The 17665-nt window shown below is 46.5% G+C and carries 17 protein-coding genes; 13 read left to right on the forward strand and 4 right to left on the reverse strand.

From position 1 onward, the window contains the following. Positions 1 to 59: 59 nt before the first annotated feature. The 13 genes from K6T99_01690 to K6T99_01750 all read left to right on the forward strand — a co-directional run bounded on the left by K6T99_01690 (position 60) and on the right by K6T99_01750 (position 14330). Complete coding sequence (locus tag K6T99_01690) at positions 60 to 1298, forward strand: Gfo/Idh/MocA family oxidoreductase (protein MCL6518520.1); 1239 nt, start codon at positions 60 to 62, stop codon at positions 1296 to 1298. Then, a complete protein-coding gene (locus K6T99_01695) occupies positions 1288 to 2496 on the forward strand; it encodes a PmoA family protein (protein MCL6518521.1) in 1209 nt (402 codons plus the stop codon). Before K6T99_01690 ends, K6T99_01695 begins: the two co-directional genes overlap by 11 nt. After that, entirely contained in the window at positions 2493 to 3845 is a 1353-nt protein-coding gene (locus tag K6T99_01700) for an MFS transporter (protein MCL6518522.1), read from the forward strand. The genes K6T99_01695 and K6T99_01700 overlap by 4 nt, the downstream gene beginning before the upstream one ends. Next, entirely contained in the window at positions 3845 to 4948 is a 1104-nt protein-coding gene (locus K6T99_01705; GenBank protein ID MCL6518523.1) for a hypothetical protein, read from the forward strand. Before K6T99_01700 ends, K6T99_01705 begins: the two co-directional genes overlap by 1 nt. A gap of 45 nt (positions 4949 to 4993) precedes the next feature. Beyond that, positions 4994 to 6865, forward strand: coding sequence for a sodium:solute symporter family protein (locus K6T99_01710; GenBank protein MCL6518524.1), 1872 nt, complete (start codon positions 4994 to 4996; stop codon positions 6863 to 6865). Positions 6866 to 6879: 14 nt separating this feature from the next. Then, on the forward strand, positions 6880 to 7698 hold the full coding sequence (locus tag K6T99_01715; GenBank protein ID MCL6518525.1) for a TIM barrel protein: 819 nt from the start codon (positions 6880 to 6882) through the stop codon (positions 7696 to 7698). A gap of 185 nt (positions 7699 to 7883) precedes the next feature. Beyond that, positions 7884 to 8432, forward strand: coding sequence for a LemA family protein (locus K6T99_01720; protein ID MCL6518526.1), 549 nt, complete (start codon positions 7884 to 7886; stop codon positions 8430 to 8432). Positions 8433 to 8488: 56 nt separating this feature from the next. Further along, positions 8489 to 9373, forward strand: coding sequence for a M48 family metallopeptidase (locus K6T99_01725; GenBank protein MCL6518527.1), 885 nt, complete (start codon positions 8489 to 8491; stop codon positions 9371 to 9373). A gap of 49 nt (positions 9374 to 9422) precedes the next feature. After that, complete coding sequence (locus K6T99_01730; GenBank protein ID MCL6518528.1) at positions 9423 to 10697, forward strand: MFS transporter; 1275 nt, start codon at positions 9423 to 9425, stop codon at positions 10695 to 10697. A 329-nt stretch (positions 10698 to 11026) separates the two neighbouring features. Then, positions 11027 to 11962, forward strand: coding sequence for a tRNA (adenosine(37)-N6)-dimethylallyltransferase MiaA (gene miaA / locus K6T99_01735; GenBank protein ID MCL6518529.1), 936 nt, complete (start codon positions 11027 to 11029; stop codon positions 11960 to 11962). Between the two features lie 50 nt (positions 11963 to 12012). Then, positions 12013 to 12282: an RNA chaperone Hfq gene (gene hfq, locus K6T99_01740; GenBank protein ID MCL6518530.1), complete on the forward strand. Its 270-nt coding sequence runs from the start codon at positions 12013 to 12015 to the stop codon at positions 12280 to 12282. After that, a complete protein-coding gene (gene dapF, locus K6T99_01745; GenBank protein ID MCL6518531.1) occupies positions 12269 to 13111 on the forward strand; it encodes a diaminopimelate epimerase in 843 nt (280 codons plus the stop codon). Before hfq ends, dapF begins: the two co-directional genes overlap by 14 nt. A 31-nt stretch (positions 13112 to 13142) precedes the next feature. Then, positions 13143 to 14330: an LL-diaminopimelate aminotransferase gene (locus tag K6T99_01750; GenBank protein MCL6518532.1), complete on the forward strand. Its 1188-nt coding sequence runs from the start codon at positions 13143 to 13145 to the stop codon at positions 14328 to 14330. Positions 14331 to 14499: 169 nt separating this feature from the next. On the opposite strand, the gene K6T99_01755 is transcribed toward K6T99_01750, so the two are convergent. From K6T99_01755 to K6T99_01770, 4 genes are all read right to left on the reverse strand, one after another. Beyond that, positions 14500 to 15750, reverse strand: a complete 1251-nt coding sequence (locus K6T99_01755; protein ID MCL6518533.1) for an aspartate kinase — start codon at positions 15748 to 15750, stop codon at positions 14500 to 14502. Positions 15751 to 16054: 304 nt separating this feature from the next. Continuing rightward, a complete protein-coding gene (locus tag K6T99_01760; GenBank protein MCL6518534.1) occupies positions 16055 to 16531 on the reverse strand; it encodes a BON domain-containing protein in 477 nt (158 codons plus the stop codon). Between the two features lie 98 nt (positions 16532 to 16629). Then, positions 16630 to 16929, reverse strand: a complete 300-nt coding sequence (locus tag K6T99_01765) for a BON domain-containing protein (GenBank protein ID MCL6518535.1) — start codon at positions 16927 to 16929, stop codon at positions 16630 to 16632. Then, positions 16922 to 17599: a BON domain-containing protein gene (locus K6T99_01770; GenBank protein MCL6518536.1), complete on the reverse strand. Its 678-nt coding sequence runs from the start codon at positions 17597 to 17599 to the stop codon at positions 16922 to 16924. The genes K6T99_01765 and K6T99_01770 overlap by 8 nt, the downstream gene beginning before the upstream one ends. Positions 17600 to 17665: the final 66 nt, after the last annotated feature.

A 17665-nucleotide genomic window follows, 5' to 3' on the forward strand; every position in this document is an offset into this window, starting at 1 on the left:
CACGTCATTCTTTTTATGGGTGATTTGCTAGCCCTAGCTGTTATATTAAGGAGGATTTTATGAGCGATAGTAAAATTGGAAGGCGAGAATTCCTCGTAAAATCTGCGTCGGGAATTGCCGGGTTAGCATTGGGCACAATGCTTGCGGATTCGAGGGCAATAGGCGCAAATGACCGTCTTTCCATTGGTGTAATTGGAGCTGGTGGGAAGGGACGCGACAACATGGCACAGGCAATGCGATATTCGGATGAACTTAACCTTGAGATTACAGCAGTCTGTGATGTTTGGAAAGTAAACCTCGAATCTGCCGTGGCTGCAGTTGAAAAACAATACGGCAGAAAGCCCCGTGCATTTACTGCTTACGAAGATTTGCTAGCACTCAATGACGTTGACGCTGTCTTAATTGCAACACCCGACCATTTGCACTGCCGCATGTTAATTGACGCGATGAGAGCCGGAAAGGACGTTTTTGTTGAGAAGCCTATGGCTATGTTCCTTGACCAGGCTAATGAATCTCTTCGAGTGCAAAAAGAGACAGGCCGCGTTGTACAGGTGGGCACTCAGCGGCGGAGCGATGGGCGGCACGCTGCTGCAGCCAGGTTTATTCGTTCGGGCGCTCTTGGTACAATTAGCCGCGTGGAGGCGGCGTGGAACGACTGCGCGCCTCGGTGGCGAAAAGGTGATTTGTCAAATTGCAAGCCCGAAGACGTGGATTGGAAAAGGTTTCTCATGTGCGCCAAAACACGTCCTTTCAGTGCAAGTCGCTTCCGAGAATGGCAGCTTTACCGGGATTACACGTTGGGGCCAGTTGGCTTGCTAGGAAGTCACATGATTGACGTTGTCCATTGGTTTATGGATGACTACCTGCCTACGAGTTGCGTGTGCCATGGCGGAAACTATGTCTGGAAGGATGGCAGGGAGCATGAGGACACTATATATGCGTTGTTCGAGTACCCCAAGGGATTCATACTTCGATATTGCACAGGTCTTGGCAACACCTCGGGCAATGGTTGCTACTTCTATGGAACGAACGGTACATTTGACACGGCTACTTGGAAAGCCACCGGTGATGGTGGCAGCGGGAAAGACAAAATCAAAGAAGAGATAATAATTCAAACAAGTGGCGGAGTGAACCATGTGAAGAACTTCCTCGAGTGTATTAGAAGTCGGCAGACTCCCAATGCGAGTATATTTCATGGATACGCTCATTCGGTTTGTGCAATCATGGCTGCTCGGTCGCTCCGAACAGGCAAACGCGTAACCTTTAATCCAAAGGAGCAGAAAATCTATGAGACCTAGCATATTCTTGCTATTATTATTAGTTTCCACAATAGCATTTGAAATACCCGGATTTGGCAAGCAGACAATATCAGTCGTGGCAGAAGAGACGGATTACAACGAAGTGCCCGTCACTGCGCTTGTTCCAAATCCCGGCAAGACATCTGGAGTTATAGTACTAAAAACAAGTAAAGGGGAGCTTGTTCCTTGCCAGTCGGAAGTCGTTCCCGAGGGATTGCGAATTACTTGGATTGTCCGCAACCTCAAGAAAGGCGAGAGGCGAACCTATACAGTGGTCCAAGTCGATGATAGGTTTGCAGTACCAGGGAAGCTTGTGCGCCTAAGGGATACCGAAGGGTCCGTTGCAGTGTTGATAGGTGGTTCGCTCTTCACTAGCTATATATACACGGGTGCGCCCAAGCCATATTGCTACCCAATAATTGGTCCAAGCGGTGGGCGAGTTACCCGCAACTACCCGATGCAGGTTGTGCCTGGAGAGACGACAGATCATCCTCATCACCGCTCGTTTTGGTTTGCACATGGTGATGTGAACGGTGTTGACTTTTGGTCCGAAAAGCCTGAAGCTGGCAAGATTGTTCACCGAAAGTTCGAGGCGTTGGAAAGCGGCCCTGTCTTTGCAAAAATATGCTCCCTGAATGATTGGGTAGGTCCTGATGGAAAGAAAGTTTGTGAGGACAAGCGCGAGCTCAGATTTTACAATACCTCTAGCGGAAGGCTTATGGATTTTGAGATAACAATTCGCGCTACCGAAGGCCCTGTAAAGTTTGGGGATACAAAGGAAGGTACGATGGGCATTCGGGTTGCCTCCTCCATGGATGTTGATAAGGGGCAAGGTCACATTCTCAGTTCGCGTGGAGAAAAAGATGGTAGTGCCTGGGGCAAGCAGGCGGAGTGGTGTGATTATTACGGTCCGGTCAATGCAAAAACTGTTGGGATAGCGGTTTTTGACCATTCATCCAGCTTCCGACATCCAACCTATTGGCATGTTAGAACCTATGGCCTGTTCGCCGCCAATCCCTTTGGCTTACACGATTTTAAAAATGACAAAAAGCTAGATGGCAGCCATACTATCCCAGCGGGTGGTGAAATTACATTTCGATACCGCATTTTTATTCACAAAGGCGATCCTGACTCCGCTGGCGTTGCCGCCGCATACTCCGCATATGCTAATCCACCCAAAATAGAGGTCGGAGAATGACCGCAAATAAAGACGGGAATACTGTCGAGACTCTATCAAAGCCATTTGTAAGACCGACGCCATCAAAAGATTCGCGGTACGAGCGGTGGCGTTATACAACGTTCGCGGTTACCTGGATTACATACGCAGGCTTTTACCTAACTCGGCAGTCGTTTTCTGCCGCCAAAGCTGGAATAATAGAAGATCCACTTGTACATGTCAGCAAGAGCATGCTTGGCGTGGTTGATGCTGCGTATCTAATTGCTTATGCTATTGGTCAGTTTATTTGGGGAGTAGCTGGCGATAGGTTTGGTTGTCGTAAGGTTGTACTTACTGGTATCCTGCTTTCCATCGTGGCTGGGTTTGCGATGGGCGTGTCATCGGTTATCTTGCTTTTTGGAATATTTTCATTTGCGCAGGGGATAGCCCAAGCTTCGGGATGGGCGCCGCTAACGAAGAATATCGGATGCTGGTTCTCGCAGAAAGAGCGCGGTCGAATTTATGGTTGGTGGTGTTCGAATTACTCTATTGGTCCAATGATCGCCACACCTTTCGCAGGATATATGGCTGAACACTTCACAAATTGGCGTTACGCATTTTTTATTCCGGCGGCGACTTTCCTTCTTATATGGTTTTTGGCTTTGGCTTTCCAAAGAAACAAGCCAGAGGATGTTGGCTTAGTGGGAATTGAAGAGTATCATTGCGAGTGCTCGACAGACTTGGTTGCGCCAAAAGAAAATTCCGAGGACAAGGAGAGCTCCTGGGAGGGTATATGCAAGGCTTTTAAGAACCTGATGGTTATTCGCCTTGCAGTTGTTTATTTTCTTTTGAAGCCGACACGCTATGCACTTATTCTTTGGGGACCTCTCATGGTAAAAGAGAAGCTCGGAAAGGGAATGGGCGAGTCGGCTTTGATAAGTGCTTTATTTACGGCAGCGGGTCCTCTAGGAGTGTTGTTCGCTGGCTATGCATCAGACAAGCTTTTCAACGCTAGGCGAGTACCAATTTGTGTAATAAGCCTCATTCTTCTTGCGATTATTACCTGTCTTTTTGATATTCTTACGCATAGTAGAAGTCCTTTTGTAATGGGGCTAATGCTTTTCGCAATCGGCTTTCTTTTGTTTGGCCCAGACTCCATTCTCGTGGCGACCGCCGCTGTGGATTTTGGAACCAAAAGAGGTGCTTCTACAGCCGTTGGCTTAATCAATGGTTTTGGGTCCGCCGGGGCCGTACTGGGCGGCTCGTTGCCTGGGTTAATTTCTGAAAAGTTTGGTTGGGGGGCATTGTTTTATAGCCTGGCAGCATGTTCTTTTGTTGCAGGCGCACTCTTGCTGCCCAAGTGGAATGCCGTTCCGGCCAAGGAAGAATAGTGTTTGAAATGAAAATGGATTCGCGAGAGCGCGTATTTCGCGCCTTGAATTTTGAGCAACCAGACAGGGTGCCGATTGACTTTTGGATGTCTAGCGGTTTCAAGAAAAAAATCCTCAGCTATCTTAGGATAGACGAAAAGTCATTTCTTGACGTATACGATATTGACTTGCGGTACATCGAAGGACCTAAATATATTGGCCCACCGCTTAGAACATTCTCCGATGGCACAGATGAAGATATCTGGGGTGTTCGGCGTTCAACAGTAACTGTACCAACGCCTGGTGGACAGGAAACATATAAGGAGGTTGCCTGGTCTCCTCTTGCCTTTGCTAATTCTGTCGAAGATGTTTATTCCTATGACCACTGGCCTTCGCCTGATTGGTTTGATTATAGCGAGATTGAAAAACAATGCGACGAGATTCGCAATGAAGGACGAGTGGTCGTATTTATGGGAGACCGCATGAATCGTTTGGCACAACTCAAGCCAGCGATGTACCTCCGAGGAGTCGAGGAAATTTTTGTCGACATGGGTGTTTCTCCCGAAATTGCTGAGGCAATCTTCGAAAGGATTTGCAATTTCTATTGCGAATATGCGGAAAGAATATTCGAAGCGGCAAAAGGCAAAATGGATATTCTTCTTATGGGTGATGACTTTGGCTCACAGAATGGACCGTTGGTTTCGCCGGAGATGTGGGCACAATTTCTTGGCAAGGGGTTTTCTAAATATATTTCGCTTGCAAAAGCATATGGTCTACGTGTAATTCATCATACTTGTGGCTCTGTTCGGCAAATAATACCTCTAATGATTGAGCGTGGCCTCGACGTACTTCAATCGCTCCAGCCGGAAGCGGCGGATATGGACCCAAGAACGCTGAAGTCTGAATTCGGGAACCAACTAGCATTCCACGGGGGGATTTCTGTTCAAAGAACACTCCCTTTTGGTGCGCCTAGGGATGTAAGGAGCGAAGTCAGAGACAGAATCGAGGCACTTGCGCCTGGCGGAGGTTATATTCTTTGTACGGCGCACAATATCCAAGCAGATACGCCAGTGGAGAATGTCGTTGCACTTCTCCATGCATACATGGAGTATGGACGATACTGAAGCAAGAAGGGATTTACCAGGAAATCAAAGTTCAGGAGGGGGTAAGTGGAAAACTTTACCATATTCGACCTCATAGTAGTGCTTGCTTATCTTATTGGCATAGGCGGCATTGGAATTTACCAAGCTGTAAAGATAAAAAGTTCAGGCGACTACTTTGCCGGAGGCAGGAAGTTCAGCAAATGGCTGATGATGATGCATGCTCTTGGAACTGGGACGCACGCAGATGACCCAGTTGTTGTCACCGGTGCGGCATACAAGCACGGTCTCTCAGGAATTTGGTATACTTTCGTTTATTTATTTGTTACGCCCTTTTATTGGATTATTGCGCCGTTTTTTAGGCGTTCGCGGTTTATAACTACTGCAGACTTTTTTAAGGTGCGTTTTGGAAGAAAAATGGCGCTCTTATATTCGGTAATGGGCGTAATTACCTTTGCGCTTTACACGGGGATGATGCTTAAGGCAACTGGTACCCTTGCCCATGCTGTCACCCAAGGCGCCGTGCCAGAGTGGGTTGCAATTGCCGCAATGACGGCGGTATTCGTTTCGTACGGGCTCGCAGGTGGTTTAGTAGCAACGGTTGTGACGGAGTCAATCCAAGGACTGCTGATTGTCGTAATGTCTTTGCTTCTCGTTCCATTTGGTTTGATTAAAGTTGGAGGATTTTCACGCCTTCATGAGCTCCTTAGTGCAGATAAGTTCAGTCTTCATGCGCCAACCGAACTTACAATACCTTGGATTATTACGGGCTCGATTATGATGTTAATTGGCATTGTTTCTCAGCCTCATATTATGGAGGTTTGCTCGACAGGTAAGACGGAATTTGAGGGGCGAGTAGGATTCACATATGGCAACTTCGTGAAGCGGTTTTGCGCTATAGGGTGGGCGCTTACAGGCGTCATAGTGCTTGGCTTGGTGACAATGCCGCATGGCATACCGCCACTTGGGGCAGAAAGAGAGGCGGCCTTTGGAACAGCGATTCGGGTGCTCCTGCCTGCAGGATTTACAGGGTTGATGTTTGCTGCAATTCTTGCAGCACAGATGTCTACATTGAGTGCGTTTATGGTGGCGTCATCGGCGTTGCTGGCGCGGAACATCTACAAAGAGCACATCAATCCAAATGTCGACGACCGGCAGCTTCTGTGTTTGGCGCGTTGGATAGGTTTGATAGTTGTTGCAATCGGCGTCATTTTTGCGCTTTGCGTATCAGGCGTGGCGCAGGCTTTAGTAATAAACTGGGCTGTGTCAACGCTTACTGGCATCTTTATGTGGTTTGGGGTATTATGGCGCAGAACTAATGCTACTGGCACATGGGTTTCTTTTGCCGTCATGGCTGTGATTTGGTTGGTTCTTGGTCCAGCTGGCGGCGTGATTAAAAACTTTTGGCCTGCTGCACCTGCGGTTGTAGGCATTTACGCAGATAAGAGTATGCTCCAAAACTTGGGATTATCTTTTCTGCCTGCAGGTATAGTAGCATTAATTATTGGAAGTATTGTTGCTGACAGAACAAGAAGCAGATTGCCCGCGCTCATTTGGCTTGGCATAATTGCAGTTTTCTGGGCAATCGTCTTCCCTCTAAAGCTTAGTTTTGGAACGTTTATGGATTTCAATAAGGTTGCTCTCATGATGACCAATTGTTTGTGTGCCGCAGTACTTGCTTTGTTGGTTGGAATAGTTTTCCCTAGCCACCAAGATAAACGAAAGCTGGAAGAATTCTATCTTCTGCTTAAAACGCCGGTTGGACGAGAAGAAGAATTGCGAAAAGCAGGCGTTGAGGTCGTATACGCAGGACACAGCGAAGGGCATCCGTGGGAGCTCAAGCATCCGCGATTGGTAAACATTGGTGGGTTCTTTGTGGCGCTTGCATTTTCACTTATTGTTTTAGGTATTCTGTGGGGGATTTCACGGATAGGCGCGTAAATTTTGGGGGCTTGATGTCGAGAATTGGCATAGCAACGTGGAACTTTGGCGAGGGACCGCTTTGCGAAAGGGTGCGAACTTTCGCAGAAATGGGCTATAACGCAGTAAGCATAAACAATAGGGCCCTCGATTTTCTTACTGAGGAAGAAGAAGGAGAGATAAGCAAAATCGCCGATGAGCATGACCTTTTGTTAACGTTTCACGGCAGTTTGGTGCCCAAGGTTGCCAATGAATCCACGATTGTTGCCCATGCCGAAAGAATGGTGAAATGGCAAAAGCGCACCGGGCGAATCAAATGCGCATCGTATGATACTCCACATGTAGCAATTGCTGAGGGAATTTACCGTGCAGATCCACAGCCCATACTAGGCATCCTAGACATGGTTCTCTCAATCTTTTCGGGAACTGGAGTGCGTGTACTATTAGAAGACTGCCCGATTTTTCCTTGGCAAGCAGAGCGCATGAAAGAATTAGCTGAAAAACATGTTCACCTAGCCATCCTGATGGATCTTGGCCATATGAATCTTCGCCTGCGGGAGCCGAGACATAACCCACAACCACTCAAAGCAGGGGCGGTCGAGGAATATCTCAAAGGTATCCCGTATGAAATAGCGGAGTTGCACGTTCACAGCAACGATGGAACAAAAGATCAACATGCTCCGCCTTATGCGCCCAATGCCGACCTTGCAACTGCTGCAAAAGTTCTGCGAGAAACAGGCTTCAAAGGCATTTCCACCATTGAGCTAGTGCCAGCTTGGTGCGGAATGCAGCCTGAGGAGATTATTCCCGCCTGCAGAAAGTCATTAGATTATTGGGCAAATCTCCTTGCTTAGGCAAAGTAGCTTTAACAATTGCACAGTGGCAATGATTGGCATTAACGAATGCTTTCAACGCTTGCCAACATTGCTAGTACCTCTCTGTAGCTTGCATTCTCGGCTATGGATGGGTATAATTGTGCGAGCGGGTGCACAATGGCCTGCTAGAAGGAGCTAAACACATGATGACTTCAGCAGCAACGATGGTAATCATCGCAATATTGGGCGTAGCCGGCCTAATAATTCTTTGGCTGGTATACCTATACAACCGATTAGTTGTTTTGCGAAATAGGATTAATAATGCCTGGTCGCAAATTGACGTCCAGCTTCGTCGGAGATACGATCTAATCCCAAATCTCGTCGAGACTGTGAAGGGCTATGCAGCGCATGAGAAGGAGGTTTTCACAAAAGTAACCGAAGCTCGGGCCGCAATGGCTTCAGCACAGACTATCGCAGAACAGGGGCAGGCGCAAAATATGATTACTCAGGCTCTCAAATCCCTTTTTGCAGTTGCTGAGGCGTATCCAGATCTTAAAGCGAACCAAAATTTCATGATGCTGCAAGAGGAATTGTCTGGGACAGAGAGCAAGATTGCATATGCCCGTCAATTCTATAACGATACTGTGATGGCTTACAACACGCTTATCCAGTCGTTTCCGGCCAATCTTTTTGCAAAGGCATTTGGTTTCACCGAAAGAGAATACTTCCCCATGGAAGAGGCCGCACGTGAACCCGTTCAAGTCAAGTTTTGATAGAAGGCGAGGAGTATTGCTTAAATAAAGGCTTTCCCATTACTAATTATTGCCCCATGTATGAGCAAGTCGCTTCAAATATACGCAGGTCATACTTACTAATATTCGCCTTCATCTTATTGATTGGCGGGCTAGGGTACTTGTTTTCAGAATCCACCGGCTATCCTGAGATTCTCCCACTTGCGCTTGTTCTAGCCATCGTGAGCAGCGTAGGTAGTTACTACTATAGTGACAAAATTGTGCTTGCGATGTCCAATGCGCGGCCAGCGACAAAAGAGGAACATGCCTTTCTAATTAACTCAGTTGAGGGGCTTGCAATTGCAGCTGGAATTCCTGTCCCAAAGATATATGTCATTGATGACACCGCACCGAACGCATTTGCAACCGGCAGAGACCCTGAACACGCAGTAATTTGCGTGACAACGGGTTTGATGCAAAAACTGAGCCGTATTGAACTAGAGGGAGTTATTAGCCACGAGATGGCACATATAAAGGGATTCGATATTCGCCTAATGGCGCTGGTTGCAGTTCTTGCAGGCACTGTTGTCTTAATATCCGATTGGTTGCTTCGGAGCATGCGGTTCGGCTTAATTCGCCGCAATAGAAACCGTGGATTGGGTGGGAATCCTTTTATGTTGGTAATTGCACTAATTGCCGCTTTACTTGCACCTTTAATCGCTCTTTTGATGCAGCTTGCTATTTCGAGGAAGCGGGAGTTTCTTGCCGATGCTCAGGGTGCATTGCTTACTCGATATCCAGAAGGTCTGGCAAGCGCTCTTGAGAAAATCGCATCAGACACAGAACCACTCGAGGTAGCAAATAAAGCAACCGCCCATATGTATATCTACAATCCTCTGCGCTACTATGGAGGATGGCTAAACAATCTTTTTAGCACACATCCACCAATTGAAGAACGCATTCGCCGCTTGAGAAACATGTAATCTTGACGTTTAATTTTCGAACGTTGAGTGCCAAGTATTAAGCGCCCAAATGTATGAAAGGACAGCAGCAACAAAAAACATCGGGCTCGAGCATGACCAGCGAGAGGTCAGGAGAAGTTTTTGCCTTCTCTCGATGGATGCCATTTTCTATTTTTGTGGTCTTGCTTTAATTGATTCTCAAACCGTTCTTCCCACTTTCTTGGCGACACTTACGAAATCTCCTATGCTGATTGGCGCATTGATGGCTATTCGCCCTGCAGGTGTTTTCATCCCCCAGCTCTGGAGTGCTCACTATCTTCGGAAGCGGACGCGCCATAAAGGCTTCCTTATTAAGGTTGCCTCAATTTCGAGAATTGCCGTAACTTTCTTGGCAATAATTCTTTTCTTTGCAAACAGCGGAGATAAAGTACTCATGCTTTGGGCTTTTGTTGCAATGTATACAGCGTTTTGGTTTTCAGAGGGTGGAGTGGGGGTTTCTTGGACCGACCTAGTTGCTAAGACGATTCCCGAGCGGTTGCGCGGGCGATTGTTTGGATTGATGCAGGTAGTTGGAGGCATATTAGGAGTACTGGCTGGTGTTTTCGTGAGCCGAATGCTTTCGGAAAAAGGGCCAGATTATCCAACAAATTTTGCAGTCCTAATGGCTGTATCGGCGTTTTTCTTCTGGATGAGTTTAGCTAGTCTTTCTGCTGTTCGTGAGCCAGAAGGGCCCGCCGATGATTGTGACGGCGGCTTTCTTGAGTATATCGGCAAGCTGGGCAATACCCTCAAAGAACATAGCCAGCTTAAGCGGCTGATTGCAGTGCAAATGCTAGCAGGACTAAGTGGACTTTCGCTTCCATTCTATATCCTATATGCGAAAGAAACATCTAAAGTCACTGGGGAAATGGTTGGTATTTTTCTTCTTGTTCAAACGATAGGAAGTATTCTCGCTGCACTGGTAACAGGCTATCTCAGCGACCACAGAGGGCCAAAGACCGCAATAATATTGACCCTTGTACTCGGTATTTCAGCGCCTGCCACGGCTCTTGTGGTTGGTGGTGCACAGGCATGGGCGTTTGGATTCGTCTTCCTAGCGGTTGGTGGACTCTTGGGAAGCTCGTGGATTGGCATAACGAACTTCCTTCTCGAGATTTCCGAGCCAGAGGAGCGGCGAGGGTTAATTGGGTTGATGAACACTGCGAATACACCGGCAATGCTGTATCCCCTTCTTGGCGGCCTAATAGCGCAAGAATTATCATACCGTGCCGCGTTTGTTCTGACAGCGCTGGCTACATTAATTGCCCTCCTTCTTTCATTAGGATTAAAAAAGCAAGAAAAATGATAGCTCTACTAAAATTCAGCATCCAGCGCCAATTTGGTATTAGAATGCCGTGGAGTCCTAGTTCGAATTTTAAGCCTAAACTTCTAAAATTCTTTGTTTTTGGAAAAATTAGTAAGGCATGTTGGGAAATAAAGTACGATTAAAACTTGAGATGCAAGTTCGCATCTGTGTTTATCCCTTAGGTTGACTTTCCGACAGACCACTTCTTTTTAGTATAGTTGTTTTCAATTACTGGCTACTAATACAATGCGATTGCGGAAGCAGGCTTTTTATGTTATACTATGCGGGTATACTAGGTTTGCATTCGACAGGTTGCCGGAGGGGCAATTGTGCGGCATGGTTTGGTAGTTGGAATTGTTGGTCCCACGGCAACGGGGAAAACTGCCGTCGGGATTGAGCTTGCAAAGCGCTTGGATGGGGAGATAATCTCCGCTGATTCGATGGCAGTCTACAAGTTAATGAATATTGGGACTGCGAAGCCGACACCAGAGGAACTTGGCGGAGTTCGGATTCACCTAGTTGACGTTGTTTGGCCAGATGAAGAATTCAGCGTTGCGGAGTTCAAGCGGTTGGCAGAAGAAGCAATTGCAGATATTCTGTCACGAGGAAGAATGCCTTTGGTTGTTGGCGGCACTGGGCTTTACATAAAAGCGCTCACAGGCGGTTTAAGCATTCCAAGTATAGGACCCAACCGGATGCTTCGAGAGCAGTTAAAAGCTGAGGCGGAACAGTATGGAAATGAATATTTACTTGAACGTCTTCGAGCAATTGATCCGATTACAGCGAGCCGACTGCATCCAAATGACCTTAAAAGGATAATTCGGGCACTTGAAGTTTATGTAATTTCTGGAATGCCAATATCGCATTTTCATGGAGTTGGTGGTGAGTACAAAGCGCTTTATGATTTTAAGCTGTTCGGCCTTACCATGAGCAGGCCTACCCTCTATGCTCGTATTGAGGAAAGAGTTGAAGAACAAATCAGGGCTGGACTTATAGAGGAAGTTCGATCACTTTTGGAGAAGAATTATAGTCCTGATCTACCTTCGATGAAAGGTTTGGGGTATAAGCAAATTGCAGGATATTTGCGTGGCGCATATGATTTAGAAACCGCTATTAAGCTGCTCAAGCGAGATACTAGGCGATTTGCAAAAAGGCAATTTACCTGGTTTCGTGCGGATAAAAGCATACATTGGATAGATGTTGAAGGACTCAGTCCGTCGCAAGTTGCCGAGAAGGTTATCGGCCTGCTAAAGGTAAAAGTCTAGTCTACGTATAATGCTAGGGGGAGCCCATTTAGGTACGGAGGATAAACGTGATGAACAAGGGACCGGTAAACCTGCAGGATTTGTTTCTCAACCAGGTGCGCAAAGAAAACGTTCCAGTGACCATCTATTTGATTGGTGGCGTGCAACTCAAGGGAGTTGTGCGCGGCTTTGATGCCTTTACTGTGATGCTGGACAGTCCTGGCAAACCCACACAGCTTGTGTATAAACATGCAATTGCTTCGGTAGTACCTTCAAGGCAGGTAACCATACAACAAGAGTCCCAAAAGGAAACGTCTGAAGAGCAGGATGCAGAAGCTTGAGTTTGTAAAAATGCACGGAATCGGCAATGACTTTGTTCTTGCCGATTTCGTTACAAATGGCATACCCGATATTGACTTAAAAGACCTTGCCATTCGTATTTGCGATAGGAACTTTGGCGTAGGTGCGGATGGGCTTTTACTTGTCCTGCCTTCGGAGATTGCCGACTATCGAATGCATCTCATTAATCGCGATGGAAGCGAGGCTGAGATGTGTGGCAATGGAATCCGTGTTTTCGCAAAGTATCTTTATGACCGCGGTATGGTAGGCGAAACGGCGAAGATAGAGACCCTTGCGGGTATTAAAACAATCCAGCTTGAAGTGAAAAATGGAAAAGCAATTGGAGCAACAGTTGGAATGGGCAAGCCACGTCTTCGGGCAGAGGATATTCCTGTCATCGGCTATGAAGGTGAAGTTGTCAATCGGCAGCTTGATGTCGAAGGCGAAAGTTTGCAAATTACATGTGTCTCGATGGGCAACCCACACTGCGTTATCTTTGTGCAATCAACAGACAGGGTTCCTGTTGAAACACTTGGTCCTAAAATTGAGAAGCACCCCGTGTTCCCGCAGGGTACTAACGTCGAGTTTGTGGAAGTAATAGCTCCGACAGAACTAAAAATGCGTGTCTGGGAGCGCGGCGCGGGTATGACAATGGCATGTGGAACCGGTGCTTGTTCTTCAGTTGTGGCGGGAGTGCTAAACGGATTATGTGAACGGCAGGCTACAGTCCATTTGCCTGGCGGGAACTTATTCATTGATTGGCAGGAAAATGACGAAATATTTATGACAGGCCCTGCCGAGGAAGTTTTTGTGGGCAAATATATGTATTAAATTGGCATTGGAAAGTGGGACAAAAAGAGCAATGGTAGAGTTCGCAAAGAGACTTCAAAGCATACCACCCTATCTATTTGGAGAGGTTGCGAAATTGAAGGCGCAGGCTCTCGAAAAATGGGGGGATATTATAGATTTTGGGATAGGAGACCCTGATCAGCCAACTCCGAGTCCTATTATTGAAGAATTAGCCAAAGCTGCTATGGACCCTACTACCCATAGATACGATGAAACAGACTATGGATTACCCGAGTTTATCAATGCGGTGGCAGGGTGGTATGGACGAAGGTTTGGCGTGGGTCTCGAATCAGATAAGGGCGAAGTACTATTACTTATTGGGTCAAAGGAAGGACTAGCTCACCTGGCATGGGCATTTATTGACCCAGGTGATATAGGATTAGTTCCTGACCCTGGATATACGGTGTACAAGATCAATATTGCTCTTGCCGGTGGGGTGCCTTACACAATGCCGCTTCTGGCTGAGAATGGCTTTCTGCCTGATTTTTCTGCTATACCATCGGACATTGCGCGGAAGGCAAAACTGCTTTATATCAACTATCCAAATAACCCAACAAGCGCAACTGCTACCCTTGAATTTTTCGCCGATGTAGTAGCTTTTGCGAAAAGTTATGATATTATTGTTTGTCATGATGCCGCATATTCAGAAGTCACTTACGATGGTTATCGCGCACCAAGTTTCTTGCAAGCGCCTGGTGCAAAGAATGTAGGAATTGAAATACATTCGCTTTCGAAGACCTACAACATGACGGGTTGGAGAATCGGTTGGGCAGTTGGCAATCCCGATATAATAAAGGGCCTAAGTAAGCTTAAATCATACGTTGATTCGAAACAATTTGAGGCGATTGACCGTGCCGCAGCATATGCACTTAATCATTTGAATGGTGTTCCTGATACTTTGGTTTTGTATAAAAAGCGGCGGGATATTCTTATAGATGGATTAAATAGTCTCGGTTGGAGCTTGCCAAAGACAAAGGCAACGTTATATGTTTGGGTGCCAGTGCCGCCAGGTTATACGTCTGTTGAATTTAGGAACACACTAATTGAGAAAGCTGGTGTTCTCGTAGTACCTGGTATTGGTTATGGCGAATACGGCGAGGGCTTTGTGAGATTTTCCCTTACTGTGAGCGGTGATTCCGATGGCGAACTTGTCGCCGAAGCCATAGAAAGAATTAGGAAGAATATAACGATACGCTGGTAGGATCTGTTTGCATATGCGAATAGTAGGCGTACTTGGGAGTAAATTAGTCTTATAGGCGAAAAACATCCGGTATGGCAATATTTGTGGCCAGTAAGGTGAAATGGATTCGGCTTGCAGAATGAATTGGGAGTTTTCTGCAAGCCGAATGTTCTTAGGGGTGGTTGATCAATTAATCAATTTTTATGGTTGATGGATCTGCCTTTTCAAGTTCAAAAGCTGAGTGCAGCACTTGTACAGCTTTCTGCACGTCAGCCTTGGGAATTAAACAAGTGATGCGTATTTCGCTTGTTGTAATTGAAACTATGTTTATCCCCTCCGCTGCCAGTGCGCCAAACATTTTATCGGCATAGCCAGGATGGCTTCGTATCCCTGTGCCGACAATCGAAACCTTGGCTAAATCGGAGGAGCTTATCATTTCTTTTGCGCCAACTTTTTTGATTACAGGTTCGAGCACCTTCTCAGCTTTTGCTAGGTCTGCAAGATTAACGGTAAAGGATAAGTCGGTTACTCCATGACTGCTGACGTTTTGGACAATCACGTCCACGTTGATATTTGCCTCAGCGAGGGCGTGGAAAATCTGGTATGCAATCCCAGGGCGATCGGGCACCGAGCAAACAGTAATCCTTGCAACATCGGTGTCGTGTGCGATCCCTCGGACGGGATTTCTTAATTCCATGCTCTCATCCTCCTTAGTAATTAATGTTCCTACTATGTCCTTAGCACTGTGGGCTACGTAAACGTCTATTCCGTAAAGTTCGGCTAACTCAACCGCCCTTGAATGCATGACACGAGCTCCTTGTCCCGCCATTTCCAGCATTTCTTCATAGGATATTCGGTCAAGTTTTCTTGCTTGTGGTACAAGCCTTGGGTCAGCGGTGAAGACTCCGTCTACGTCGGTATAGACCTCGCATTTATCTGCATTTAAGGCCGCAGCTAGGGCCACTGCCGTGGTGTCCGAGCCACCTCGACCAAGTGTAGTAATATCAGCCCAAGTTGCGTTATCTGTGATACCTTGGAATCCTGCGACGACAACAACCTTTCCCGACTCGAGTTCTTGACGGACACGGCTAGGATCAACACTTGCGATTCGAGCTTTCCCTGGCACCTTCTCTGTTATGATGCCTGCTTGGCCTCCTGTGAGAGAAACTGCAGGGACGCCGACCTCGTGAAGTGCCATCGTCAAAAGTGCACTGCTAGCTTGTTCACCGGTTGACAAAAGCTTGTCAAGCTCGCGTTCATCAGGGTGTTGGGTGATGGCTTTTGCCATTGCAATAAGGTCATCTGTAGTGTCACCCATTGCGGACACAACCACCACAACTTTATTTGATTCGTTGGCAACTTTTTTTATTCGATCGGCTACTAAGCAAATCTTTTCTGTTGTAGCTACCGAACTTCCTCCATATTTCTGAACAACAATCACTTCGTCAAACCCCTTCCCGGCCCCTGAGTATGAAAACCAAATGATAATACTGATAAAAGGTTAAACGCCTTTATGCAATTTCCTGCATTATAGCGCCCCAAATTTTGCCATCAGGCATCTTCAACTTACTTCAAAGTATACAAAATATATTAATGATTTTGCAATATAAGATGGGAGTATTTTTAAGTTGGCGGTTAGAGTGCTTTGCTGTTGGGGCAACAAGGTAATTGAAGCAGAAAGATATTGTGAGTCGACTATTTGGTTAAAAGCTGGGTGGTCTTACCACCCAGCTTTTGATGTGATGTTACGCGGCTTTTGCCTCTTCCTCTGCAGGCCGGCGTGCGCGTCTTGGTACAACTTTTATTTCATTGTGAACATCTACGACGCCTGGTATCCACCAAGCATCATCTCCTGCAGCATGTTTGATTCGCTTGCTTGGAACCTCACCGCGGAGGTAAACAGTTCCCGCCTCTACGGTGACGTCAATATTGGCATCAAACGGGATAAGCGGGTCTGCGTCAATTGCATCATAGATCATCTCTTCAATCTCGGAGTCTGTGGGCAGTCCACCATAGTAGGCAGGCGTATAAGGTGGAGCATACCCCCATGAAGGAGCTGCCCAAGGAGAATGTCTCCAAGCAGGGCTTTGCATTGGTGTCGTCCATCCTTGAGCCCACCATCCAGGGCCAGCTCCCCATGCTGGTGCCGACCACATTGGAGCACCTTGCCATCCGGTTTGTGGATTCCCACAACAAGGACATATTGCGAAACCGTTTGCCAATACTAACACCTCCTTTTGTAGCATTGATGCAATATTTTTATTTTCCTAATCGATGGGGTTTGAAACCAAAATTGGTGAATTTAATGTGGTTAGACAATTTAGTCGCTTTGTCTTGTTTGAAGCTCACTGTGAACGTCCACCACGCCAGGTGTACTCAGCGCGTAATTTTTTGCCACTAAAAGTTCTTTTTCTGAGTTCACAATGCCGGAAAGCGTGACTACGCCATTTTTTACTTCAACTATGATTTCACGAGGGTCAAGTTGAGGGCTCGATTCAAACGCTTGAATTATATCTCCTCTTATTTCTTCGTCAGAACGCTCGATTCCAGCCTTGGGGCCATATTGGGTAAATAATGGTTGATGTATGTCATAAAGTTTATTAATCTGGTTTTTATTCATAAGAATATTCTTCCTCGGCTTTTTTGATTATCAAATGATTTTCAACTTGCTGAACGCCTGGAACTGCTGAGGCAATTTCTTTTGCCAAGTCTCGTTGCTTTTCATTTGTCACTTCGCCATAAATGCGTACTACCCCATCGTGAGACTGTACGTCTAGGTTTAGAACTGTTAGCCGTGGGTCGTCGGAAATTGTCTCTGCAACGTCATTGGCTATCGTAACATCATCAATTGGTTTACCTGGTGCTATATGGATATCGGAGATAACCTCCCTGACTCCTCTCACAGATTCGGCTATTTCAATGGCATGTTTTTTAACAGCTAGGCTTGGAACCTTGCCCATTAACACGACAGTTCCATGATAGGATCTTGCACCAACAGATATTAGGTCCGGTTCGCTAGCAAACTTTTCGCTTAATTCTTTTTCAATCTCAATGTCGGGATGTTCGCCGTCGCTGCTAACAGTGATGTCATTTTCTACGGCCTTGACTCCTTTGATACTTTGGGCAATCTCTCCAGCAATTTCTTTTTCCTCGAGGGTGTCTACCACGCCTGACAATATTACTTTCCCATCGTGGGTCTCTACTATAATGTTAGTTTCTTTAACATATGGTGATGCGCCAAAGGCGGCTATTATTTCTCCGGTAATTTCATCATCGCTACGAGCCTTCACCTTGTCCTCCTTCTTTAGTAGTCAGCAATTGAAATGGGAAGGGCAGAACTTGCTGCTCTGCCCATG

It is taken from the genome of Armatimonadota bacterium, assembly GCA_023511795.1.
Taxonomy (GTDB): Bacteria; Armatimonadota; UBA5829; order DTJY01; family DTJY01; genus JAIMAU01.